General features: G+C 66.8%; 22 protein-coding genes. 13 read left to right on the top strand and 9 right to left on the bottom strand.

Annotated elements, in window-relative coordinates:
* Positions 1–8: 8 nt before the first annotated feature.
* From AC3ISA_RS15535 to AC3ISA_RS15505, 7 genes are all read left to right on the top strand, one after another.
* On the top strand, positions 9–611 hold the full coding sequence (locus AC3ISA_RS15535; RefSeq protein WP_372693822.1) for an OmpH/Skp family outer membrane protein: 603 nt from the start codon (positions 9–11) through the stop codon (positions 609–611).
* Positions 612–618: 7 nt separating this feature from the next.
* A complete protein-coding gene (lpxD, locus tag AC3ISA_RS15530) occupies positions 619–1,632 on the top strand; it encodes a UDP-3-O-(3-hydroxymyristoyl)glucosamine N-acyltransferase (protein ID WP_489178588.1) in 1,014 nt (337 codons plus the stop codon).
* Positions 1,633–1,634: 2 nt separating this feature from the next.
* Positions 1,635–2,105, top strand: coding sequence for a 3-hydroxyacyl-ACP dehydratase FabZ (fabZ, locus tag AC3ISA_RS15525; RefSeq protein ID WP_489178587.1), 471 nt, complete (start codon positions 1,635–1,637; stop codon positions 2,103–2,105).
* A complete protein-coding gene (gene lpxA / locus AC3ISA_RS15520; protein WP_489178586.1) occupies positions 2,105–2,893 on the top strand; it encodes an acyl-ACP--UDP-N-acetylglucosamine O-acyltransferase in 789 nt (262 codons plus the stop codon). The genes fabZ and lpxA overlap by 1 nt, the downstream gene beginning before the upstream one ends.
* A complete protein-coding gene (gene lpxI / locus AC3ISA_RS15515; RefSeq protein ID WP_489178585.1) occupies positions 2,890–3,729 on the top strand; it encodes a UDP-2,3-diacylglucosamine diphosphatase in 840 nt (279 codons plus the stop codon). The genes lpxA and lpxI overlap by 4 nt, the downstream gene beginning before the upstream one ends.
* A complete protein-coding gene (gene lpxB, locus AC3ISA_RS15510; protein ID WP_489178584.1) occupies positions 3,726–4,895 on the top strand; it encodes a lipid-A-disaccharide synthase in 1,170 nt (389 codons plus the stop codon). The genes lpxI and lpxB overlap by 4 nt, the downstream gene beginning before the upstream one ends.
* A gap of 125 nt (positions 4,896–5,020) precedes the next feature.
* Positions 5,021–5,890 (top strand): FUSC family protein, encoded by an 870-nt coding sequence (locus tag AC3ISA_RS15505; RefSeq protein WP_489178583.1) that lies wholly within the window; start codon positions 5,021–5,023, stop codon positions 5,888–5,890.
* Between the two features lie 63 nt (positions 5,891–5,953).
* Here AC3ISA_RS15505 and gltA read toward each other — a convergent pair whose 3' ends face one another.
* Both gltA and gltX read right to left on the bottom strand, forming a co-directional pair.
* On the bottom strand, positions 5,954–7,255 hold the full coding sequence (gltA, locus tag AC3ISA_RS15500; protein ID WP_489178582.1) for a citrate synthase: 1,302 nt from the start codon (positions 7,253–7,255) through the stop codon (positions 5,954–5,956).
* A gap of 66 nt (positions 7,256–7,321) precedes the next feature.
* Positions 7,322–8,737 (bottom strand): glutamate--tRNA ligase, encoded by a 1,416-nt coding sequence (gltX, locus tag AC3ISA_RS15495; protein ID WP_489178581.1) that lies wholly within the window; start codon positions 8,735–8,737, stop codon positions 7,322–7,324.
* Positions 8,738–8,816: 79 nt separating this feature from the next.
* Here gltX and AC3ISA_RS15490 point away from each other — a divergent pair, with 79 nt between their 5' ends.
* On the top strand, positions 8,817–10,922 hold the full coding sequence (locus AC3ISA_RS15490; protein WP_489178580.1) for a ComEC/Rec2 family competence protein: 2,106 nt from the start codon (positions 8,817–8,819) through the stop codon (positions 10,920–10,922).
* Here AC3ISA_RS15490 and lexA read toward each other — a convergent pair.
* The 4 genes from lexA to AC3ISA_RS15470 form a co-directional block, all read right to left on the bottom strand.
* Positions 10,903–11,598: a transcriptional repressor LexA gene (lexA, locus tag AC3ISA_RS15485; RefSeq protein WP_159851186.1), complete on the bottom strand. Its 696-nt coding sequence runs from the start codon at positions 11,596–11,598 to the stop codon at positions 10,903–10,905. The genes AC3ISA_RS15490 and lexA overlap by 20 nt on opposite strands.
* 129 nt (positions 11,599–11,727) lie before the next feature.
* Complete coding sequence (gene trpC, locus AC3ISA_RS15480) at positions 11,728–12,522, bottom strand: indole-3-glycerol phosphate synthase TrpC (RefSeq protein WP_372693798.1); 795 nt, start codon at positions 12,520–12,522, stop codon at positions 11,728–11,730.
* Positions 12,519–13,556 (bottom strand): anthranilate phosphoribosyltransferase, encoded by a 1,038-nt coding sequence (gene trpD / locus AC3ISA_RS15475; protein WP_489178579.1) that lies wholly within the window; start codon positions 13,554–13,556, stop codon positions 12,519–12,521. The genes trpC and trpD overlap by 4 nt, the downstream gene beginning before the upstream one ends.
* 2 nt (positions 13,557–13,558) lie before the next feature.
* Complete coding sequence (locus AC3ISA_RS15470) at positions 13,559–14,149, bottom strand: anthranilate synthase component II (protein ID WP_489178578.1); 591 nt, start codon at positions 14,147–14,149, stop codon at positions 13,559–13,561.
* A gap of 88 nt (positions 14,150–14,237) precedes the next feature.
* Between AC3ISA_RS15470 and AC3ISA_RS15465 the strand changes: the two genes are divergently transcribed.
* Positions 14,238–14,441, top strand: a complete 204-nt coding sequence (locus tag AC3ISA_RS15465) for a peptidoglycan-binding protein (protein ID WP_425983967.1) — start codon at positions 14,238–14,240, stop codon at positions 14,439–14,441.
* On the opposite strand, the gene trpE is transcribed toward AC3ISA_RS15465, so the two are convergent.
* Both trpE and AC3ISA_RS15455 read right to left on the bottom strand, forming a co-directional pair.
* Complete coding sequence (trpE, locus tag AC3ISA_RS15460; protein ID WP_489178577.1) at positions 14,438–15,955, bottom strand: anthranilate synthase component I; 1,518 nt, start codon at positions 15,953–15,955, stop codon at positions 14,438–14,440. The two genes, AC3ISA_RS15465 and trpE, sit on opposite strands and share 4 nt — an antisense overlap.
* Positions 15,952–17,859, bottom strand: a complete 1,908-nt coding sequence (locus tag AC3ISA_RS15455; protein ID WP_489178576.1) for a peptidylprolyl isomerase — start codon at positions 17,857–17,859, stop codon at positions 15,952–15,954. Before AC3ISA_RS15455 ends, trpE begins: the two co-directional genes overlap by 4 nt.
* A 153-nt stretch (positions 17,860–18,012) precedes the next feature.
* Here AC3ISA_RS15455 and tpiA point away from each other — a divergent pair, with 153 nt between their 5' ends.
* The 4 genes from tpiA to AC3ISA_RS15435 all read left to right on the top strand — a co-directional run bounded on the left by tpiA (position 18,013) and on the right by AC3ISA_RS15435 (position 21,288).
* Positions 18,013–18,765 carry a triose-phosphate isomerase gene (tpiA, locus tag AC3ISA_RS15450; RefSeq protein ID WP_489178575.1) on the top strand — a complete coding sequence of 251 codons (753 nt, stop codon included), beginning with the start codon at positions 18,013–18,015 and terminating at the stop codon, positions 18,763–18,765.
* A 64-nt stretch (positions 18,766–18,829) separates the two neighbouring features.
* Positions 18,830–19,255, top strand: coding sequence for a preprotein translocase subunit SecG (gene secG / locus AC3ISA_RS15445; protein WP_489178574.1), 426 nt, complete (start codon positions 18,830–18,832; stop codon positions 19,253–19,255).
* A 124-nt stretch (positions 19,256–19,379) separates the two neighbouring features.
* Positions 19,380–21,032 (top strand): CTP synthase, encoded by a 1,653-nt coding sequence (gene pyrG / locus AC3ISA_RS15440; RefSeq protein ID WP_372693782.1) that lies wholly within the window; start codon positions 19,380–19,382, stop codon positions 21,030–21,032.
* A gap of 97 nt (positions 21,033–21,129) precedes the next feature.
* Entirely contained in the window at positions 21,130–21,288 is a 159-nt protein-coding gene (locus AC3ISA_RS15435; protein WP_372693780.1) for a hypothetical protein, read from the top strand.
* Positions 21,289–21,292: 4 nt separating this feature from the next.
* Here the strand turns inward: AC3ISA_RS15435 and AC3ISA_RS15430 are convergent, their stop codons facing one another.
* Positions 21,293–22,657 (bottom strand): hypothetical protein, encoded by a 1,365-nt coding sequence (locus AC3ISA_RS15430; RefSeq protein ID WP_489178573.1) that lies wholly within the window; start codon positions 22,655–22,657, stop codon positions 21,293–21,295.
* Positions 22,658–22,701 lie beyond the last annotated feature (44 nt).

The following is a 22,701-nucleotide window of genomic DNA, read 5'->3' as shown; positions in this document are numbered from 1 at the left end:
GAAACCCAATGAAAGCTCTGATCATCGCGGCGACCGCCGCCGCTTCGCTCATCGCCACCGCCGCTTCGGCGCAACAGGCGGCTCCCGCCAACCCCGGCCCGGTCATCCCCGGCGTCTGCGTCTATTACAACGCACGTCTGCTGGCCCAGTCGTCAGCCGGTCAGGCTGTCGAAGCCCGCATGCAGCAACTGGCCCAAGAAGTTCAAGGCGAACTGCAACCCTACGCCACCCAAATCCAGACCGAAGCCCAGCAGCTTCAGACGTCGGGCTCCAGCCTGCCGGCCGACCAACTTCAGCAGCGTCGTCAAGCTCTGCAACAGCGCGCGCAGGAAGCCCAGCAACTGGAATCCACCCGCGAAAACGAGCTGCGCTACACCCTGGGCATGCAGCGCCAGGCCATCACCGAAGCCGTCTCGCCGATCCTGACCGCGCTGTATCAAGAAAAGGGCTGCGGTCTGCTGCTCGACCGTGAGAGCGTCTTCATGATGAACCCCGCCATGGACGTCACCGATCTGGCCATCCAGCGTCTGAACACCGCCCTGCCGACCCTGAGCTTCAACCGCCTGCCGGTGCCGGCTCAGACGCAAGCTCAACCGGCGGCCGCCAACTAAGCCGCCGATGCCGGATTCTCGCTTCTTCGAAACCCTGTCGCCCCTCAGCGTCGCCGAACTGGCGGCTCAGATTGGCGGCGAGGTCGCGCGGGGCGGGGATCGCATGATCGCTTCCGTCGCGCCCTTGTCCTCTGCGGACGGGGGCGCGATCGCGTTTCTGGGCGACCGCAAGTTCGCCTCGGCCCTGACGGCGACAAAGGCCGGCTGCGTGATCGTGCCGGCCGAGGCCACTGAAGTGGCGCCTGAAGACGCGGCAGTGATCGTCTCGCGAACGCCTCAGGCCGCCTGGGCCAAGGCGTCGCTTCTTCTGCATCGGCCCATCACGCTCGACGCGGCGATCACGCGTGACGAGGCGGCCGAGGACGACAGCGTCGTGATCGAACCGGGCGCGATCCTGGGCAAGGGTGTCCGTATCGGTCGCGGATCCCGCATCGGCGCCAACAGCGTCATCGCGCCCGGCGTTCAGATTGGCCGCGATTGCGTCATCGGCTCGAACGTCACGGTCGGCTTCGCCCTGATCGGCGACCGGGTGAAACTGTATGCCGGGGCGCGTATCGGCGAGGCGGGCTTCGGCGCCACCGGAACGGCCGCCGGCGCCATGGACATCCCACAGCTGGGCCGCGTCATACTGCAGGACGGTGTCACGGTCGGCGCCAACAGCTGCATCGACCGAGGCGCCTATGACGACACGGTCATCGGCGAGAACACCAAGATCGATAATCTGGTCATGGTGGGCCACAACTGCGTCATCGGCCGCAACAATCTGATGGCCGGAAACACGGGGATTTCAGGATCCGTCACCAGCGGTGACAACGTCATTTTCGGCGGCAAGGCGGGGGTCGGCGACCACATCACCATCGGCGAGGGCGCGCGTGTCGCGGCCGGTGCAGGCGTGCTGGCCGACATTCCGGCGGGTGAGACCTGGTCCGGCTATCCGGCCCGTCCGATCCGACAGTTCTTGCGCGAGACGATCTGGCTCGCCAAACAGGCCTCTTCAAAGAAGGCCCCGAAGGAATCATAGGGATGAGCGAAGACGGCAAGATCGATTACGCCGAGGTGATGCGGCGGCTGCCGCACCGCTATCCCTTCCTGCTGGTGGACAAGGCCGAGGCTTTCGTGCCGCGCACCTCGATCGTCGGCATCAAGAACGTCACCCACAACGAGCCCTTCTTCCCGGGCCACTTCCCGATCGATCCGGTCATGCCGGGCGTGCTGATCGTCGAGGCCATGGCCCAGACCGGCGCCCTGCTGATGTCCAAGACCTTAGATGTGGCTGTGGCCGACAAGGTCATCATGTTCATGTCCATCGACGGCGTGCGCTTTCGCAAGCCCGCGCGGCCGGGCGACCAGCTGCGCATGGAGGTCAAGGTGATCAAGGCGCGTGGCGACGCCTACAAGTTCCGCGGAGAGACCTTCATCGACGGGAAGCTGGCGGCCGAGGCGGAGTTCATGGCCATGGTCGTGACCGTTCCCGTTCCAGCGCCCGCCGCCTGATGACCATCCACCCGACCGCCCTGATCGACACCACGGCGACCCTGGCCGACGGAGTCGAGGTCGGGCCCTGGTGCACCGTCGGGCCGAATGTGGTCCTGGCCGAGAACGCGCGTCTGGTCAGTCACGTGGTGGTTCAGCAGGACACGACGGTCGGCGCCGGGACGGTGATCCATCCGTTCGCGGTCATCGGTGGCGACCCCCAGCACAACGGATACAAGGGCGAGCCGGTGCGGCTGGAGATCGGCGAGAACAACCTGATCCGCGAACACTGCACCTTCAACCGGGGAACGCCGCAGGGGACAGGCGTGACCGTGGTCGGCGCCAGCAACCTGTTCATGACCGGCGCCCATGTGGGCCATGACTGCGTGGTCGGGAACAATGTCGTCATGGCCAACAACGCCACCCTGGGCGGTCATGCCCAGGTTGGGAACAAGGTTTTCCTGGGCGGCCTGTGCGCCGTGCACCAGAACGGGCGCGTGGGGCAGGGGGCGATCATCGGCGGTCTGGCGGCCGTGACCCGCGACGTCATCCCCTATGGCTCGGCCTGGGGCAATCACGCGCGACTGCGCGGGCTGAACCTGATCGGGCTGAAGCGCAAGGGCTATGGCAAGGACCAGGTGCGGCGGTTGCTGGCGGCCTATCGCGACCTGTTCGAGGGGCAGGGCGAGTTCGCGGGTCGGATCGACGGTGTGGCCGATACCTATGCCGACCTGGCCGAGATCATGGAGATCATCGCCTTCATCCGCGACGGCGGGCGGCGTCCGCTGTGCCTGCCGAACGCGGAATGACCGGTTCCGGCAAGCTGGGCCTGATCGCCGGCGGCGGCGACCTGCCGGCGGCAGTGGCGACGCGGTGCGATGCAGAGGGGCGGCCTATCTTCCTGATCCGTCTGGCTGGGTTCGCCGATCCCCACCTGATCCGCTGGCCGGGCGCCGAGTTCGGCATGGCCCAGATCGGCGCCATCCTGAAGGCGCTGAAGACCGAGGGCTGCACGACGGTCTGCCTGGCGGGCATCGTCAACAGGCCTGATTTCAAAACGCTGAAGCCAGATTTCAAAGGCGCGACCCTGCTGCCGGGCATCGTGGCGTCGGCGACCAAGGGCGATGACGCCCTGTTGCGCAAGATCCTGTCGGTGTTCGAGGCCGAAGGCTTCGCCGTCGAGGGCGCCGACGACATACTGGGTGGAGACACGCTGGCTGCTGGGGCCTTGGGCGCCGTTTCACCGACGCCGGAGCAGTTGGCAGATCTGAAGAAGGCGCTGCACGTCGCAGAAAAGTCAGGCGAATTGGACATCGGTCAGGGCGCGGTCGTGTGTGACGGCCTGGTGCTGGCGGTTGAGGCCCAAGAGGGGACCGACGCCATGCTGAGCCGGGTCGCGGGACTGCCGGCCGATCTGCGCGGCTCGACCGGTGACCGCAAGGGCGCGCTGGGCAAGGCGCCCAAGCCGATCCAGGACCTGCGGGTGGATATGCCGGTGATCGGACCGCGCACGGTCGAGATGGCGGCGGCGGCGGGCCTGGCGGGCATCGGCGGGGTGGTAGGGCGGCTGATCTTGATCGACCGCGCGGCCATCATTGCGGCGGCGGACCGGCTGGGCCTGTTCGTGTGGGGCGAAGCGCGATGAGCAGCCCGCTGAAGATCATGCTGGTGGCGGCCGAGGCCTCGGGCGACGCACTCGGCGCGGGTCTGGCCAAGGCGCTGAAAGCGCGGCTGGGTGCGGACGTCACTTTCGTCGGCGTCGGCGGTCCCCGGATGGCGGCGGAGGGCGTCGTCAGCCCGTTCGACATCGCCGAACTGTCGATCCTGGGCTGGATCGAGGGCCTTCGCGCCTATGGCAAGGTCAAGCGCCGCGTCGAGGAGACGGCGGCGCTGGCCGAGCGAGAAAAGCCCGACGCCGTGGTCCTGATCGACAGCTGGGGCTTCACGATCCGTGTCGCCAAGGCCATTCGCGCGGCGCGCCCGGACGTGCCTCTGATCAAATACGTCGGGCCGCAGGTGTGGGCGTCACGGCCGGGCCGAGCCAGGACGTTGGCAGGTGCGGTGGATCATCTGCTGGCGCTCTACAGCTTCGACGCCCCCTGGTTCGAGCGGGAAGGTCTGCCGACGACCGTAGTCGGCTCGTCCGCCTTGCATGTCGATATGGCCGGCGCCGACGGCGCAGCCTTCCGTGCGCGACGCGGCATCGCCGCCGACGCCAAGCTGCTGCTGGTGCTTCCGGGCAGCCGCCCCAGCGAGATCACACGAATGACGCCTGTCTATGAAGCGGCGATCGGCAAGTTGAAGGCCATCGATCCGACTCTGGAAATCGCCGTCGTCGCCGCCGGGACGGTGGCCAAGGATGTCGCGGGACGGGTCGCGGCCTGGCCGTTCCGGGTGCATCTGGTGGACGAGGCCGAGAAATATGACGCCATGCGCGCCGCGACGGTCGCCCTGGCCACCAGCGGAACGGTCTCCACCGAACTGGCCCTGGCCGGTGCGCCGATGGTCATCGCATACAAGATCGACGGGCTGAGCTATCAGTTGATGAAGCGGTTGGTGACGGCGAAACACGTCACACTGTTCAACATCGCCGCCGACGACCGGATCGCGCCCGAGTTTATCCAGCACGAGGCGACACCCGCCATCCTGGCGGCGGCGGTTGGTCGGTTGCTGTCCGATCCGGCAATGGCGGTCGAACAGGCGCAACGTCAGACAGCGGCCCTGGATCTGATGGGGCGCGGCGGAGCGGACCCGTCGGAGTTGGCGGCGGACGCCGTGTTGAAGGTCATCGCCGCCAAACGGAAGGCCTGACGATGGGGCGGGCCCTCAGTCCTCGGCGCGCCGCCGAGGTTCGGGCCGCGCTGCAGATGGCGGTCGGCGCCATGGCCGCCCTCTATCTCGCCACATGGCTGAACCTGCCGCACCCCTACTGAAGTGTGATCTCCGCCATCGTTGTCATCCAGGCCAGCGTCGGGGGCGGGGTGCTGACCGTCGCGCGGGATCGGGCCATCGGCACGGTGACGGGCGCGTTGGCTGGTGCGGTCTTCGCCTTCCTGCGGCCGCCCGGCATGGAAAGCATGGCCCTGAGCATCGCCGCATCCACGGCCTTGCTGGCGTTTTTCGGAACTGGCCGCCCCTGGCTGAAGATCGCGCCCGTGACGGCGACCATCGTCATCGCGGGCGGGACCGGGGCGGAAGGGCCGGCGTCGCTGGCTCTGGATCGGGTGATGGAAATCCTGGTCGGCAGCGGCGTCGGTGTGATGGCCATCCTGGCGCTGTTTCCCCGACACGCCCGTCAGTCGTTCAAGCTGCAGGCGCGTGAGGCGGCGGGGGAAGCGGCGGCGCTGCTGTCTCTGATATCGAACGGCGATGCGTCGGACGCGTCCGAGATCACCCGACGCCATACCGATCTGAAACGACGGCTGGATGCGCTGGGTCAGGCGGCGAAGAATGTGATCGATCTGCCGGGGCCCCAGCGTGAGACCGCGGACCGCGCGGCCCTGGCACGCGCCTTCTGGCGGGTGCGTAGCGACATCGTGATTCTGGGGCGTGGTTTTCAGGCCGAAGGCGCAGGCGCGCGGCTGGATCCCTGGTCACAGGACGCGGCGCGCGCGGTGGAGCGGCTGGAAGCCTTTTCGCAGGGTAAGGCCGCCGCGCCGATGGGGGCCATCGACCAGAGCCTGGCCCTGTCCATGGCCATGGAAGGCGACGACATGGCCTTGGGCGCCGCCGCAATCGGCGTCGCCCACATGCACCGCGACCTAGATGACCTGGCCGCGCGGTTCGCCGATCTGAAGCTGGTCTGACGGCAAAGAAAAACGCCGGGGATGGCTCCCCGGCGTTCTTCAGTTCAGACTTGAGGCTGTCGATCAGCCGCGCTGTTCGATCGGCACGTAATCGCGCTCGGTCGGGCCGGTATAGAGCTGGCGCGGACGGCCGATCTTCTGCGAGGGATCCGCCATCATTTCCTGCCACTGCGAAATCCAGCCCACGGTGCGGGCCAGGGCGAACAGGACGGTGAACATGGTGGTGGGGAAGCCCATCGCCGACAGGGTGATTCCCGAATAGAAATCGACGTTCGGGAACAGCTTGCGCGACGTAAAGTATTCGTCGTTCAGCGCGACCTTCTCCAGCTCCTTGGCGACCAGGAACAGCGGATCATTCTCGCGGCCGGTGGCGGCCAGGACTTCATAGGCCGACTGTTGCATGACCTTGGCGCGCGGGTCGTAATTCTTGTACACGCGGTGGCCGAAGCCCATCAGCTTGTATTTGCGGTCCTTCACGCCCTGGATGAACTCAGGGATGTTTTCCGGGGTGCCGATTTGCTTGAGCATGGTCAGCGCCTCTTCGTTGGCGCCGCCGTGCGACGGGCCCCACAGGCAGGCGATGCCGGCGGCGATACAGGCGAACGGATTGGCGCCCGACGAACCGGCCAGACGCACGGTCGATGTCGAGGCGTTCTGCTCGTGGTCGGCGTGCAGGGTGAAGATGCGGTCCATGGCCCGAACCAGGGCCGGATCGACGTGATAGTCCTCGGCCGGCACGGCGAAGCACATGCGCAGAAAGTTCTCGGCATAGGACAGGTCGTTGCGCGGCGACACGAACGGCTGGCCGATATGGTATTTGTATGCGCGAGCCGCGATCGTCGGCATCTTGGCGATCAGGCGAATGGCCGAGATGTCGCGCTGCACCGGATCATGGATGTCCAGGCTGTCGTGATAGAAGGCCGAAAGCGCGCCGACGGTGCCGACCATGATCGCCATCGGGTGGGCGTCGCGGCGGAAGCCCTCGAAGAAGCGATCGAACTGGCTGTGCAGCATCGTGTGGGTGGTGATGCTGTTCTCGAACTTCTCGTACTGCGCGGCGGTCGGCAGTTCGCCGTGCAGCAGCAGGTGGCAGACCTCGACGAAGTTCGACTTCGACGCCAGTTGGTCGATCGGATAGCCGCGGTGCAACAGCACGCCGGCGTCGCCGTCGATATAGGTCAGGGCCGATTCGCAGGCGGCCGTGGAGGTGAAGCCGGGATCGAAGGTGAAGGCGCCCGTTCCCGCATAGAGCTTGCGGATGTCGATGACGTCCGGGCCGGTGGAGCCCGAAAGGACCGGCAACTCGATGGTCTTGTCCTCGAAGGACAGGGTCGCCGAGCTGGCGGTTTTGGCTTGTTCAGTCATGAATGCCCCTTTGCATCATACGTCCAGGCGCGGGGAGGCGTCGGCCGCTTTTTGGTTTGTGGGTGATCACTTAGTCTGTTGCAGCGCATCATCCAAGCGCCCGAGACTTTCGTCGCGCCCAAGAGCCGACAAAGTTCGAGCAATATCAGGTGATGTTGACCCAGCGGTAAGGGCCATACGCATCGGCGGACCGATCTTGCCGAAGCCAACGCCCTCGGATTCGGCGAAAGCCTTGAGTTCTGCTTCCAGCGCGAACACGTCCCACGACTGGAACAGGGCCAGCCGGTCGCGCAGGCGGCAGAGGCGCTCCAGCGTCTCACCGCTCAGCAGGGCCTGGCCCTTTTCGTCTATGGTCAGAGGGCGGGATTTCAGCACGAAGGCCGTCTGTTCGGCCAGGTCCAGCACAGTCTTGGCGCGATCCTTGACGAAGGGCATGGCGCGTTGAAGCCGGGCCTCGTCCGCTTCGGCGAGGCTGTGTCCGCGCTGCAGGTGCGCGTCCAGCGTCAGCTTGGACAACCGCTCATCGTCCGCAAGGCGCAGCCAGTGGGAGTTGACGTGGGCCAGCTTGTCGAAATCCAGCCGCGCCGGCGCCTTGCCGATGCCGGCGAGGTCAAACCATTCCACCGCCTGGGCGTCGCTGAACAGTTCGTCGTCACCATGCGCCCAGCCCAGGCGGGCCAGATAGTTGCGCATGGCCTCGGCCAGATAGCCCATCTCGGCATATTCATGCACCGCCTGGGCGCCGTGGCGCTTCGACAGCTTGGCGCCGTCGGGACCGTGGATCAGCGGGATGTGGGCGAAGGTCGGACGGGTCCAGCCCAGGGCGTCATAGATCAAGCTCTGACGGGCGGCGTTGTTCAGGTGATCGTCGCCACGAATGACATGGGTCACGCCCATATCGTGGTCGTCCACGACGACGGCGAGATTATAGGTCGGAGCGCCGTCCGAGCGCAGCAGCACCAGGTCGTCGAGGTCTTCGGTGGACCAGCTGACTGAACCCTGGACCTCGTCGGCGACGGTGACGGTCGTCGCCTTGGGTCGGCGGAAGCGCACGACGTGGGGCAGGGCCAGGTCATCGACCGTGGGTGCGCGGTCACGCCACAACGATTCGAAGGTGCGCTTCTCGGCCTTGGCCTCGTCGCGCAGACGACCGGTGTCCTCGGCAGAGGTGAAGTCGCGGTAGGCGTGGCCGGTTTCGAGCAGTTGATCGACCACCTCGCGGTGGCGGTCGGCGCGGCTGAACTGGAACACCGGCTCTTCATCGGCGAACAGTTCCAGCCAGCTCAGGCCGTCGAAGATGGCCTTGACGGCCTCTTCGGTAGACCGCTCGCGGTCTGTGTCCTCGACACGGATCAGAAAACGCCCAGCGTGTCTCTTGGCGTACAGCCAGTTGAATAATGCTGTTCTCGCTCCGCCGATATGCAGATAGCCTGTCGGCGAGGGAGCGAAGCGGGTGACGACAGTCGAGGAAGGTGAGGTCATAGGCGAGGGGTCCGTAAGCGACGCCCTTATACGCCCCGACGCGGCAAAGCCTACCCCCGCCGCGCGATTGCGCGCGTGGTTGAGAGAAGAGGTCGCGGCGCAGACGCTGCGATGGCGGTTGTGGGCGCCGGTCGCGTTCGGCGCCGGCGCCGCAGTCTATTTCGCCCTGCGGTCCGAGCCGGCATTGTGGCCGCTGTTGCTGGGCGCAGTCGTCGTCTTTGCGGTTTGGATCACGGCGAGGCGGCGGGGATGGGCGCGGCGTCTGACTTGGCCGCTATTGATGCTGGCCTGTGTCGCCGGCGGGTTGGCGGCCGCCAAGGTCCGCACCGAAATGGTCGCTGCGCCGATCGCGCCGGCATTGAGCGAACCGACTGTGATTGAAGCCTGGGTCGTGGACGTCGACAGTCCGGGCCAGAGGGGCGCACGGATTGTGGTCGCGCCCGTCTGGATACGCGGACTGACGCCCGAACAGACGCCCGTGCGTTTGCGGGCGACGGTGCGGGGCGAGCCGCCCAGACCCGGTGAGGCGATCCGCCTGTTCGGCATCCTCAATCCACCGCCTGCGCCTGCCAGTCCCGGCGCCTATGATTTCGGCCGCAACGCCTTCTTCCAGGGCATGGGCGGGGTGGCCTTCGCCTTGGGCGAAACGCGCGCGGCCGATCTGGCGCCTCCGCCGTGGCGATTAAGGCTGACGATGGCCGTGAACGGCGCGCGCTATACCCTGGCGGAACGGATCGTGGCGCGCCTGGGGGAGCGAACGGGCGGAATCGCGGCCGCAATGACCACCAGTCACGAAACCTGGATCAGCCAAGAAGACATGGATGTGATGCGGGATTCCGGCCTGGCGCACATCCTGTCGGTCTCCGGGCTGCACATGGCCATCGTCGGCGGCTTCGTCTTCTTCGCCGTGAGGTTGGGCGTGGCGGCTTGGCCTTGGCTGGCGCTGCGGGTTCCGGGCAAGAAGGTCGCGGCGGTGGCCGGTTTGACGGCGGTCGGGGTCTATCTGGTGGTGTCGGGCGCGCCGCCGCCGGCCGAGCGAGCGGCCATCACCGCCTCCATCGCCTTCTTGGCCATCCTGCTGGATCGGCAGGCGGTGACGATGCATGGGTTGGCGGTCGCGGCCTTCATCGTTCTGGCGATCCAGCCGGAAGCCATCGTCACGCCAGGCTTCCAGATGTCGTTCGCCGCGACCGCCGCCTTGGTCGCCTTGGTCGAGGCCTGGCCCAAGCGGACGCGCGAAATCTCCGTCCCTTGGCCGATCCTGGCGGTCCAGCGGTTCGGTGGCTGGCTGACGGCGGCCGTCGCGGCCAGCGTCGTGGCGGGGCTGGCGACCGGGCCTTTCGCCATGCAGCATTTCAATCGCACGGCCATGTATGGGCTGTTGGCGAACCTGGGCACCTCTCCGGTCGCGGACTTCATCCTGATGCCGGCCCTGGCCATTGGCGCGGCCCTGGAGCCGCTGGGACTGGGTGGGCCTTTCCTGGCGGTCGCGGGATGGGGCGTCGGTCTGATGCTGGCCATCGGAACCTGGACGGCGGGGCTGCCTGGGGCGGTGCGGACGGTGGCCAGTGCGCCCGATTATGTCCTGCCGATCGCCTTCCTGGGGGTGCTGTTCGTCTGTCTGTGGCAGGGACGACTGAGGTGGCTGGGCCTGCCGCTGGCGGCGGCTGTGCTGGTGTGGCCGCGTGCGCCGACGCCGGATCTGTGGATCGGAGATGGGGGGACAAACGCCGCATTTCACCGCGAGAAGCAGGCGGTTATCGTCAGGCCCGGCGTCCGAGAGTTCGCTGTCGATCTGTGGTCGCGGCGGCGCGGCCTGACCATGACGGATCGATCTGAGGCGGGCTGGGCGTGCGATCGCTTCTCTTGTCGGCCTGAGGATAAACAGGCTGGACCCGTTGCGATCTGGTGGGGTCGCAGAGCGCCGAGTCTAGATCAGATGGAGACGTTATGCCGCGCGGCGCCAGTCGTTAGCGTGCGTGCGGTCGTCACGTCGATCCCGAGCGTCTGCAAGGATCGCCTGCTACTCGACGGCGTCGATTTCGCCCGAGGCGGCGCGGTGGAGTTATGGCGTGACAGTGCGGTCGAACCAGTTCGATGGCGCGCCGTTTGGACGGCCGACGTGCGGGGCGACCGCCCCTGGACACGCCAACCGAACCCGGACGTCAATGATAGCGGCGCATGAGGCCGACCAGCTTGCCCTGAACGGCGACCTGATCCGACCCATAGATCTTGGTTTCGTAGTTGCGGTTGGCGGGCTCCAGCGCGATGGATGCGCCCTTCTTGCGAAGCCGCTTCAGCGTCGCGTGTTCGCCTTCGACCAGCGCCACGACGATCTCGCCCGAGGAGGCGTTGTCGGTCGATTTGATGACCACCATGTCGCCGTTCAGAATGCCCGCCTCGATCATCGAATCGCCTTCGATCTCAAGCAGATAGTGTTCGCCCGAGCCCAGCATGGATTCGGGAACGGGATAGCGCGCCGTCTCGTGCTCTATGGCGTCGATCGGCGTGCCGGCGGCGATCTTGCCCATCAACGGCAACTCTCGGGTGTCATTGGCCGCAAGCGGCGCCAGGGCGCGTCCGCCGCCGCCTTCGATCACGTCAGGCTTGAACCCGGCCCGGCCGCGCGGCGCGCCAGCCGTGGCCTGTTCGGGCAGTTTGGTGACTTCCAGGGCGCGGGCGCGGTGGGCGAGGCGGCGGATGAAGCCGCGCTCCTCCAGCGCCGTTATCAGCCGGTGAATGCCCGACTTGGACGCCAGGTCCAGCGCCTCCTTCATCTCGTCGAAGGAGGGGGAGACGCCTGTCTCCTGAATCCGTTCGTGAATGAACATCAGCAGTTCGTGCTGCTTGCGCGTGAGCATCGCCAGGCCCTCATCCGCCCGCCGACGAATCGGAACGGGCCGTGAACATTTGTCGATGTTCTGTAAGTGTTCCTTCCTAATGTCAACTTAACAGCGCCCTTGGGACGCCGCACGACGCGAGGAAGGCGATCAGGCCGCCAGCAGTTGCCGCGTCGCCGCCTCGACATCCGCCTGACGCATCAGGCTCTCGCCGACCAGAATTGCCTGGGCGTGGGCGGCCGAGACGCGCTCGACATCCTCAGGCGTGAAGATGCCGCTTTCGGCGACCAACAGGGCGCGGACAGGGCTGAGCATCGAGAGACGCTCAGTCACCTCCAGATCGACCTCGAAGGTGCGCAGCGACCGATTATTGACCCCGACCAGATCGCCGCCCAGCGCACAGGCGCGGGCCATTTCTTCCTCGTCGTGCGTTTCGATCAGGGCGTCCATGCCGAAGCGCTCGGCCTCGGAAAGCAGTTCGGCAGCCAGCCGATTATCGACCATGGCCAGGATGATCAGGATGCAGTCGGCGCCCAGGGCGCGGCTCTCGGCCACCTGCCAAGGATCGACCAGAAAATCCTTGCGCAGGCAGGGCAGGGCGACCGCGTCGCGGGCCTGACCCAGATAGGCGTCGTCGCCCTGGAAGCTGGGGCCGTCGGTCAGGACCGACAGACAGGCCGCGCCGCCGGCTTCGTAGGCACGGGCCAAGGCCGGCGGGTCGAAGTCGGGACGGATCAGCCCTTTGGATGGGCTGGCCTTCTTGATCTCGGCGATCAGGGCGGGGCGGCCGGTTTCTTCTTCCACGCGCTCCAGGGCCGCCCGAAAGCCGCGCGGAGCCGAAACGGCTCGCGCCAGCGTCTCGATCGCGTCCTGCGACGTGGTAGCCTTGCGGGTGGCGACGTCTTCACGCTTGTAGGTGGCGATGCGGTCCAGAACGTCGGTCATGCGGGGCCTTCGCTTTCCAGCGGCATGGAGGTGATGCGGGCCAGACGCTCCAGAGCCTCGGCGGCCCGGCCATCGTCTATGGCGTCGGCGGCGAGGAAAGCACCTTCGGCAAGGTCGGCCGCCCGGTCCGATACCACGAGGGCGGCGGCGGCGTTCAGCAGCACGATGTCGCGGTACGGACCGGCCGCGCCAGCCAGCAGCGCGCGCAGGGCGACGGCGTTCTCCTCGGCGTCGCCGCCACGGATGTCTTCGATGGAGGCGCGTGGCAGGCCGGCGTCCTCGGGCGTGACCTGGAAACGGCGAACCGCGCCGTCCTTCCATTCCGCGACTTCGGTCGATCCAGAGGTCGCCAGTTCGTCCAGGCCCTGGCCGTGAACGGTCCAGGCTCGCGTCGCGCCAAGGCGGCCCAGCACCTCGGCCAGGGGCTCCAGCAGGCGGGGATCATAGACGCCCATGACCTGGCGCTTCGCAGACGCCGGGTTTGAAAGCGGCCCCAAAAGATTGAAAACGGTGCGGAAACCGATCTCGGCCCGGACGGGCCCGACATGGCGCATGGCCCCGTGATAGGCGGGGGCGAACAGGAAGCAGATGCCGGCCTCGTCCAGCGCCTTCCTCTGCTGAGCCTGATCCGCCATCAGGTTCACACCCAGGATCGACAGAACGTCGGAAGACCCTGATTTAGATGACATAGCTCGGTTGCCGTGCTTGGCGACCTTCAGGCCCGCTCCGGCCAGAACGAGGGCGGCGGCCGTGGAGATGTTATAGGTGCGCTGCCCGTCGCCGCCGGTGCCGCAGGTGTCGATCACCTCGTAGGGATGATCCAGCGTCAGCGCCGCCTCGCGCATGGCGCCGGCGAAGGCGGTGATCTCTTCCACCGTCTCGCCGCGCATCCGCATGGCGGTGACGGCGACGGCGACTTGCGACGGGGTCGGCTCGCCGCGCAGGCAGGCGGCGAAGAAGTCGTGCGCCTGTTGCGACGTCAGCGGATGGCCCTCGACCAGTCGGGCGAGGATCGGCTTGAACCCATCGCCCACGATCAGGCTGCCGCGAGGCGCTTCACGCCGGCGATCTGGAGGAAGTTGGCCAGCATGTCGTGACCGTGTTCGGTGGCGATGGATTCCGGGTGGAACTGCACGCCGTGGATCGGGCGGGTGCGGTGCTGCAGGCCCATGATCTCGCCGTCGGCGGTCAAGGACGTGACCTCCAGACAGTCGGGCAGGCTCTCGCGCTTCACGGCCAGCGAATGGTAGCGGGTGGCGGTGAAGGGCGACGGCAGGCCGGCGAAGACGCTTTTGCCTTCATGCAGGATCGGCGACGTCTTGCCGTGCATCAGGGTCTTGGCGCGGATCACGTCGCCGCCAAAGGCTTGACCGATAGCCTGGTGGCCCAGGCAGACGCCCAGGATCGGCATCGAGGCCGGCGCGGTCGTAATCAGCGGCAGGCAGATCCCGGCCTGGTCCGGCGCACAGGGGCCTGGCGACAGCAGCACGGCGGCGGGGTTCAGCGCCCACGCCTCGTCCACCGTCAGGTCGTCGTTGCGCACCACATGCGTCGGCGCGCCCAACTCCGCGAGGTAGTGGACGAGGTTGTAGGTGAAGCTGTCGTAGTTATCGACGACGAGGATCATGGCTTGGCTTCTAGGCCCGACGGGCGTCCGCGCCAAGCGGGCGCGGCGGTAAAGCGCATTTTAACCCGACCCGGAGATAAATGCGGCTGTGAAACTCGCCGCTGAAAAAGATATCGCCGCCAAGATCGCCGCCGCCAAGGCGAAGCTGGTCGTGGTCGAGACGAAGCCCAACCCTGTCGCCGCCCTCGGCGCCGCTGCATTCGCCGCGACGGCGGCCGTGCTGATGGCGGGCGTCGTCATCGTCGGCCCTGGCGTTCACTTTGACGATCCGACGATGACCGTTACGCGCTAACGATTGCCGGTGCGGAAGCGCCAGGCGTCATCGGCCGCCCGCATCGGAGCGCGCGCCTTGTGCTGGGTTTCGGCGTATTCGGCCGCAGGATCGCTGTCTGCGACCACGCCCGCGCCGGCCTGGACGAAAATCCGGTCGTCGGCGAACAGGGCGGTGCGCAGGGTGATGCAGATGTCCGCCTCGCCGCCGGCCGAGATGTAGCCGACGCCGCCGCCGTAGCCGACGCCGCGTTTTTCGCTCTCCAGCTCGTCGATGACCCCCATCGCCCGCACCTTGGGCGCGCCCGACAGGGTGCCGGCAGGAAGGGCCGCCAGCAGAGTGTCGACGGCGTCCAGCTTCGGATCGGCCTTGCCGCGCACGTTGGAGACGATGTGCATGACCTGGCTGTAGCGTTCGACGACGAAGCTCTCGGTCACCTCGACCGTGCCGGGTGCGGCGACCCGACCGACATCGTTGCGGCCCAGGTCCAGCAGCATCAGATGCTCGGCCCGCTCCTTGGGATCGGCCAGCAGTTCGACTTCCAGCGCCTTGTCGGCTTCCGGAGTCGCGCCCCGCATGCGGGTTCCGGCCAGAGGCCGAATGGTGACCTCGCCATCCTTCAGACGGACCAGAATCTCGGGGCTGGAGCCGGCCAGCTGGAAGCCCTCGAAGTTCAGATAGAACAGATAGGGCGACGGGTTCTGGCGACGCAGGGACCGATAGAAGGCGAACGGATCCTCGGTCCAGGGCGCCGAAAACCGGTGGCTGAGCACGACCTGGAAGATGTCGCCTGCGCCGATGTAGTCCTTGGCCTTGGCGACCAATTCGCCGAACGCGGCTTCGTCCACGGCTGAGCTGAAGGTCGGCGCCGGCGTTTCCTGCGGCGCGGCGCGGATGGGCAGGGGCTCGCGCAGCGCGGTCTCGAAGGCGTCCAGTCGCGCTACGGCGGCGTCGAAGGCCTCGCGGGGGGCGATGCCAGCGTCGGGATAGGCGGCGGAGACCAGAACGATCTCGTGGCGGACGGAATCGAAGATGGCGACCAGCGACGGTCGGGTCAGAACCGCGTCCGGCAGATTCAGCGGATCGGGATTTGGCGCGCCCAGCGGCTCCAGCAGGCGAACCATGTCGTAGCCGAAGACGCCGAACAGGCCCGCGGCCATGGGCGGTAGGCCGTCAGGCAGGTCGAACTTCGACGCCGCGATCAGGGCGCGCAGCGATTGCAGCGTCGGCAGGGCCTCGGGCGTGAACCGCCCCTCGGCGATGTCCGGCCCACGAGACAGTTCCGCCGCGTTCGAACGACAGCGCCAGACGACATCCGGATCCAGCGTCAGGATCGAATAGCGACCCTTGACCGCGCCGCCTTCGACCGATTCCAGCAGGCAGGCGTAGGGCCGGTCGCGACCAAGCTTCAGATAGGCCGAGACGGGTGTTTCCAGGTCGTCGATGATCCGGCGCACCACCACCTGCGGCCGACCGGCCGAAAGGCCGGCGGCGAAGGCGTCGAAGTCGGCTTCCCCCGATGCAGCCTCGGTCATTGCGCCGGGGCGGCGGGCGTCGCGTCGGACGACAGGCCCAGAGCCGAGCGGGCCTGAACCGGGTCGTTCTTGGCCTTGGAGCGCTGGGCGCCGGCCGCGATCGAGGTTTCGACCATTGCCTGAACCAGTTCCTGGGTCAGACGCGGTCGGACTTGTTCGGCCAGCGGGCCGGCGACGGCCGGATTGGCGGCGTGGACGTTATCGACGCGGCCGACGACATAGGCGGTCTGCGACGCCGGTTGCGAGAAGGCTTGGCCCTTGGATTGGCCGAACAGGCCCTGCAACACGCCCTGACCCAGCGTGTCCTGCGTGGCCTGGTTGCGCACGACGCCGGTGCGGACCGTCAGGGGCGCGTTGACCGACCGGGCCACGGCGGCGATGTCTTCGCCGTTGCGAACGCGGGTGGTCAGTTCCTCAGCCTTGGTGGACAGGCGACGCATCGTCTCGCGCTGGATCCATTGAGCCGCCAGCGGCTCGCGAACCTCGGCAAGGGTCGGCAGGGCCGCAGGACGGATGTCGTTGACGCGCACGGCGAAATACTGGCCCTGGCCTGCGTCGATCACGTCGCTTTCGCCGCCCTTGGTCAGGCCCCAGGCCGTCTCGAAGATCTGCGGCGGGGCGTTCAGCGCCTGGCCGTTCGGCAGCTTGCCGTCGCGGGTGAAGGGCGGCAGATCGACCACGCGGCCGCCGGCTTCGCGTGCGGCGTCGGCCAGGTTCTTGCCGGCCGTGCGGGCGGCTTCGTACTTCTCGACCTTGGCGTAGGTCTGGGTCTTCACGTCTTCGGCACGCAGCTCCTGGATCAGTTCTTCGCGGGCGCTTTCCAGAGTCGCAGGTGCGGCGGGCTGAATGGCGGTGACCTTGGCCACGGCGAAGCCGACGCCGGCCTGGACCGGATCGGAGACCTGGTTGGCTTGTAGGCCGAAGACAGCGCCAGCAGTCGCGGCGTCGCCGATGGCCGAGCGGGGCGTGGCGTCGAAGGTAGCGGGCGTGACGTTGTTGGCGCGGCCGGCGTCGGCAGGCGACTGGCCGGCGCGCAGGGCGGCGGCGATCTTCTGGGCCGCTTCGCGATTCGGCGCCGTCAGGGTGACGAAGGTGCGGGTCTCGGGCTTGCCAAGGGTGTCCTTCTTGAACTCGAAACGCTCGCGGATGCGCTCGTCCGTGATCGGCGTCGCGGCCGAGGCTTCGGGCGTGAACAGGACGACGGAGACCATGCGGAATTCGGGCGCGCGCAGGCGCTCGGCGTTTTCCTGAATGAAGGCGTTCAGCTGAGCGTCGGTCGGGGCAGGAATCTGGCCGGCCATCGCAGAGGTCACCTCGAACCAGCGACCGTCGCGGCTTTCGAAGGCCGAACCGGCCAGTAGCGCGCCATAGATGCGCGGCACGCGGGCGCCGGCGAAGACGGCGGCGCCGAAGTGTTCGGTGACGTATTGGTCGCGCAGATCCTGTTCCAGCATGGCCGGGGTCAGGTTCTGCTGAGCCAGGGCGGCCTCATAGGCCTGCTGGTCGAACTGGCCGGTGACCGAGTTGAAGAAGGCCGGGATCTGGCGGATCTGCTTGACGATCAGTTCCTTGCCGGGGCGGATGCCCGCGTTCCAGGCCCAGTTCAGGAAGCCCAGCTGCTGGGTCTGCTCGGTCAGGAAGCGGGTGTGGATGTTTTCCGCGATCAGTTCCTGGTTGGTCAGGGGACGACCGACCTGCTGCTGCAGGCGTTCGCGCACCTGGTCGAAGGCCGTGCGGAATTCCAACTCGTTCATCGAGCGGTCGCCTGCGTCGATGACGTGCTTCGGTCCCAGGTTGGAGAACACGTCCATGCGCGCGCCGACGATCACGAAGCTGATCGCGATCAGGACAAGAAGGGCGGCCGCCCATTTGGATCGAGAGAAGGCGCGGAAGGCGGTGAGCATTCGAAAACCCGAGACTGGCCGAGATTAGGGGCCGATGTTGGTGTCAATCGACGCGTATAGTCGGGCCGGGCACGCTGCTGCAAGGACGGCATCGTGTTCGGATTGCGGCGCGGCCCCTTGGCTTCGCGGTTTTCGCCTTCTAGACAGGCGACCATGAAACAATCCGTGAAGTTGATCGTCGGCAATTGGAAGATGAACGGCCTGTCGGCCGCCCTGGCGCAGGCTGAATCGATAAGGGACGCCGTCAGCGCAGCGGGGCAGGGGCATAGGGTCGTGCTGTGCCCACCGGCCACGCTGATCGACCGGGTGCGTGTGGCGCTGGCGGGCAGTGGCGTCGCTGTAGGCGGTCAGGATTGCCATGAGAAGCCGGTCGGCGCCTTCACCGGCTCGGTGTCGGCGGAAATGCTGGCCGATGCGGGGGCGACCGTCGTGATTCTGGGACATTCGGAGCGCCGGGCCGCTTTTGGCGAGACCGATGCGGACGTCGCCGCCAAGGTGGAGGCGGCCATCGCTGCGGGGCTGGAACCTATCGTGTGCGTTGGTGAAACGCTGGAGCAACGCGAGGCGGGCGACGCCATCGCCGTGGTGTCCGCCCAGGTCGAGGGTTCCTTGCCGACGGGCCTGTCCGAGCGCGACTTCGCCATAGCCTATGAGCCGGTATGGGCCATCGGGACCGGTCTGACGCCGACGCTGGAACAGATCGCCGAAGTCCATGCCGCTATCCGTGCGGCCATGATCAAGCGGCTGGGCGAGAGCGTGCGAACCGCGCCGATCCTGTACGGCGGTTCGGTTAAGCCCGAAAACGCCCGGGACATTCTGGCCACGCCGGAAGTCGGCGGCGCCCTGGTCGGCGGCGCCTCGCTGAAGGCCGAAGATTTCATGCCCATCGTCGAAGCGGCCGCCTGACGTTTGCTCCGGGCCAGCTTCGATGATAGAGGCCGCCGCTTGATCGGCGCAGATCCGCGCCCACATGAATGACATCATGCTCCAAACCATCCTGCTCGTCGCCATCATCATCATCGCCGTGTCCCTGACGGGCGTGGTGCTGCTTCAACGTTCCGAGGGTGGAGCCCTGGGCATGGGCGGCGGACCGTCGGGCTTCATGACGGCGCGCGGCGCCGGCAACCTGCTGACGAAGGTGACCTGGATCCTGGCCTTCCTGCTGTTCGGTCTGACGATCGTCCTGACCGTCGTCGGCAACATGGATCGCGCTTCGGTCTCGGTGATCGACGCCGACGCCGTCGGTTCGCTGGCCACGACGCCACAGACGCAGCAGCAGACGCCTGCCCAGCAACAGCCCGCCGCTCCGGCCCAGCCTACGGCTCCGTCGCTGGACGATCTGGAAGCCAGCCTGCCGTCGGCGACGACGGCGCCGGCCCAGCAGCCCGCCCAGTAACGTTCAGACCAACGATCCGACTTCCCGAAAGCGCGCCGCAGGGCGCGCTTTCTTCTTTTGATCAACAGTTCGATTCGCAGCGGGCGATGCGCCGTTCGCGAATCATGGAGTAAGGTGTTCGCCCATGGCTCGCTATGTGTTCATCACCGGCGGCGTGGTTTCCTCGCTAGGAAAAGGCCTCGCCTCCGCCGCTCTCGGCGCTCTTCTACAGGCGCGGGGTTATAAGGTTCGTCTGCGCAAGCTGGACCCCTATCTGAACGTCGATCCGGGCACGATGAGCCCGTACCAGCACGGCGAGGTCTTCGTGACCGACGACGGCGCCGAGACCGACCTGGACCTGGGCCACTACGAGCGGTTCACCGGCGTGTCGGCGGCCAAGTCCGACAACATCACGACCGGCCGGATCTATTCGACCATCCTGGAGAAGGAGCGTCGCGGCGACTATCTGGGCGCGACCGTCCAGGTCATTCCCCACGTCACCGACCAGATCAAATCCTTCTGTCTGACCAAGGCCCTTACCGATGATGGCGAGGAGGTCGATTTCGTCCTGGTCGAGATCGGCGGCACCGTCGGCGACATTGAGGGCCTGCCGTTCTTCGAAGCCATCCGTCAGCTGGGTCAGGATCTGCCGCGCGGCCAGTCGTGCTTCGTCCACCTGACGCTGCTGCCCTTCATCAAGACCGCCGGCGAGATGAAGACCAAGCCGACCCAGCACTCGGTCAAGGAACTGCGGTCCATCGGCATCCAACCCGACATCCTGTTGTGCCGCTGCGAATTCCCGATCCCGGCCGAGGAGAAACGCAAGATCGGCCTGTTCTGCAACGTGCGCGAAAGCGGCGTCATCCAGGCGATGGACTCGGCCGACATCTACGCCGTGCCGCTGGACTATCACCGCGAGGGGCTAGATCGCGAAGTCCTGGCCCATTTCGGCATCGATGACGCGCCCGAGCCCGATCTGTCGCTGTGGCAGGAGATCGCGCGCCGTCGCCTCCATCCCGACGGCGAGGTCACCATTGCTGTGGTCGGCAAATATACGGTCCTGAAGGACGCCTATAAGTCCCTGATCGAGGCCCTGCATCACGGCGGCGTGGCCAACAACGTCAAGGTCAACATCGACTGGGTCGAGGCCGACACCTTCGAGGGTGACCCTGAGGCCTGCGAAGAGCGGCTGCAGGGCGCCCATGCCGTCCTGGTGCCTGGCGGCTTCGGCGAGCGTGGCTCGGAAGGCAAGATCGAGGCGGCTCGTTTCGCCCGCGAGCGCAACATCCCCTATTTCGGCATCTGCTTCGGCATGCAGATGGCGGTGATCGAGGCGGCGCGAAACCTGGCCGGCTATCCCAAGGCCTCGTCAACCGAGTTCGGCCCGACCGCCGAGCCTGTCGTCGGCCTGATGACCGAATGGACCCAAGGCAATCAGCGGGTTCTGCGCCAGCAGGGCGGCGATCTGGGCGGCACGATGCGCCTGGGCGCCTATGACTCGACCCTGACGGCCGGGTCCAAGATCGCCGAGATCTATGGCTCCACCGCGATCAGCGAGCGTCACCGTCACCGCTATGAGGTCAACATCAACTATCGCGACGCGATCGAGCAGAAGGCCGGCCTGGTCTTCGCCGGCCTGTCGCCCGACGGCATCCTGCCCGAGACGGTCGAACGCCCAGACCATCCCTGGTTCATCGGCGTCCAGTATCACCCCGAGCTGAAGAGCCGTCCGTTCGCACCGCACCCGCTGTTCGCCAGCTTCATCGGCGCGGCCGTGGTCCAAAGCCGCCTCGTCTGAGGGAACGCTGTTCCCGGACTCGGTCAGGTCCGCGTTTTGCAGTATGATGCCCGGAACGGATCGATTTGACACGATCCGAGATGTGGCGGGACCGTCGATGATCGGCGAGTTGCTTTATCACCTGCACCGGCATGTTCGCCTGGTGCTGATCGCCGGCGGGCTGATGCTCGCCCTGGGTGTGGCGCTGCTCGGCTATGAGGCCGTGCGGCATATGGGCGAGCCGCCAGCCCGCCCGGCCGAAGCCGGACGGGCCTGAACCGTCAGTCGATCTTCAGCCGCATGAAGATCATCGCCCCGTCGGGATCGCCGCCATAAATCGGCTCCAGCGCTGTCGGCACGCGGTTCATTGCATAGAGACCGCCGAGGCCGAACCGGACGTGTTCGGCGATCCGCCAGTCCCGCACGACTCCGACCGACGCCTTGCCGACCGTGTAGAGCGGGCCGTGTCCGCCGCCGACGCCGGGAACCAGCTCGTCCGTCTCGATCCGTTCGGCGCGGGCGAAGACGGTCCAGCGGTCGTTGGGGTGGACGGCGGATTCCAGCAGCCAGCCGTCTTTCGACTCGCCGTGATCGTTGGTCTTGCGGCCCCAGGCCAGGGTCGAGGACCACCAGCCGTCGTCGCCCAGTCGCCGTGTGTGGATAGCGCTGGCCGACCGTTTGGTCTCATCCTCGTCCGGCTCCAGCTGTTCGGGCGCGGAGACATCGGCGTAGGAAGCCTGCAGCGACCATTCGTCGGTCGGGTTCCAGGCGGTTCGCACGGACCAGCTGTCCAGCCGTGGCGCATCGATGCCCCAACGTTCCTCGTCCGGCTCGCGTCCCTTGAAGGCCGAAGTCTCGATCTTGAACCGGTCATGCGCCCAGCCCAGGGTCGTCACGCCAAAGACGATATGGGTCGAGTCCAGCCAGTGGTGGGTGATCGGCGCCCCGGGACTGTCCATGGCGCTCATCCGGTGCATGAAGGCCGGCGGACCGAAGGCGGGCTCGCCCGGCAGGCCGATGTAGCCATAGACGCTGTCTTTGTCGGACAGACGCTTCGAATAGCTGGCCGACAGTTCCATGAAGAGGTCATGCGGGTGCTGGCGATCGACCAAGGGATTGACCCCGTCCGCCGTCTCGCCCGCCGCCAGCAGCAGCGGATAGCCGGACTTGCCCATCAGGGGGTCGGGGCTGAGCATGGCCCGCAGGTTCAGTGTCGAACCGTCGTCGAAGTCGCGCCGCGCCGAGGTCATCAACATGCCGGCGACGAAGGTCTTGTCGCCGCCGCGTGGCCCGGACTGGGTGTCATAGACCAGGTTCAGCATGGCATGGGTCATCACCATCCAGTCGCCCCCGACGGTGTGGATGCCGCCATGTTCGCCGGCGTCGGGTTGCCAGCCGGTGCCCGAGGCGTCGCGGCTCATGGGCCATGGGCCATAGGGGCTGGTCATCGCATGACCCATGCTGGCGTGATCAACTGGCGTCGCGTCTGACATCGGCATGGGCATGTCATGGCCGGCATGCGGGTCCGCCGATGGTGCGGTCGTGGTTGGTTGAGCGTGTTGAGAGTGATCCTGCGCCGCCGCAGCCTGAGCCAGGGCGAGCAGGGAAACTCCGGCGCAGGCGCCGACTAGAATACGGATAGCCATTCAAGGCCTCCTCTGATGGTCGTGACGGATTGCGCCTGCGAGAG

This window comes from Brevundimonas sp. KH_058, from assembly GCF_057838505.1.
This window is presented reverse-complemented; position numbering and strand designations above follow the sequence as displayed.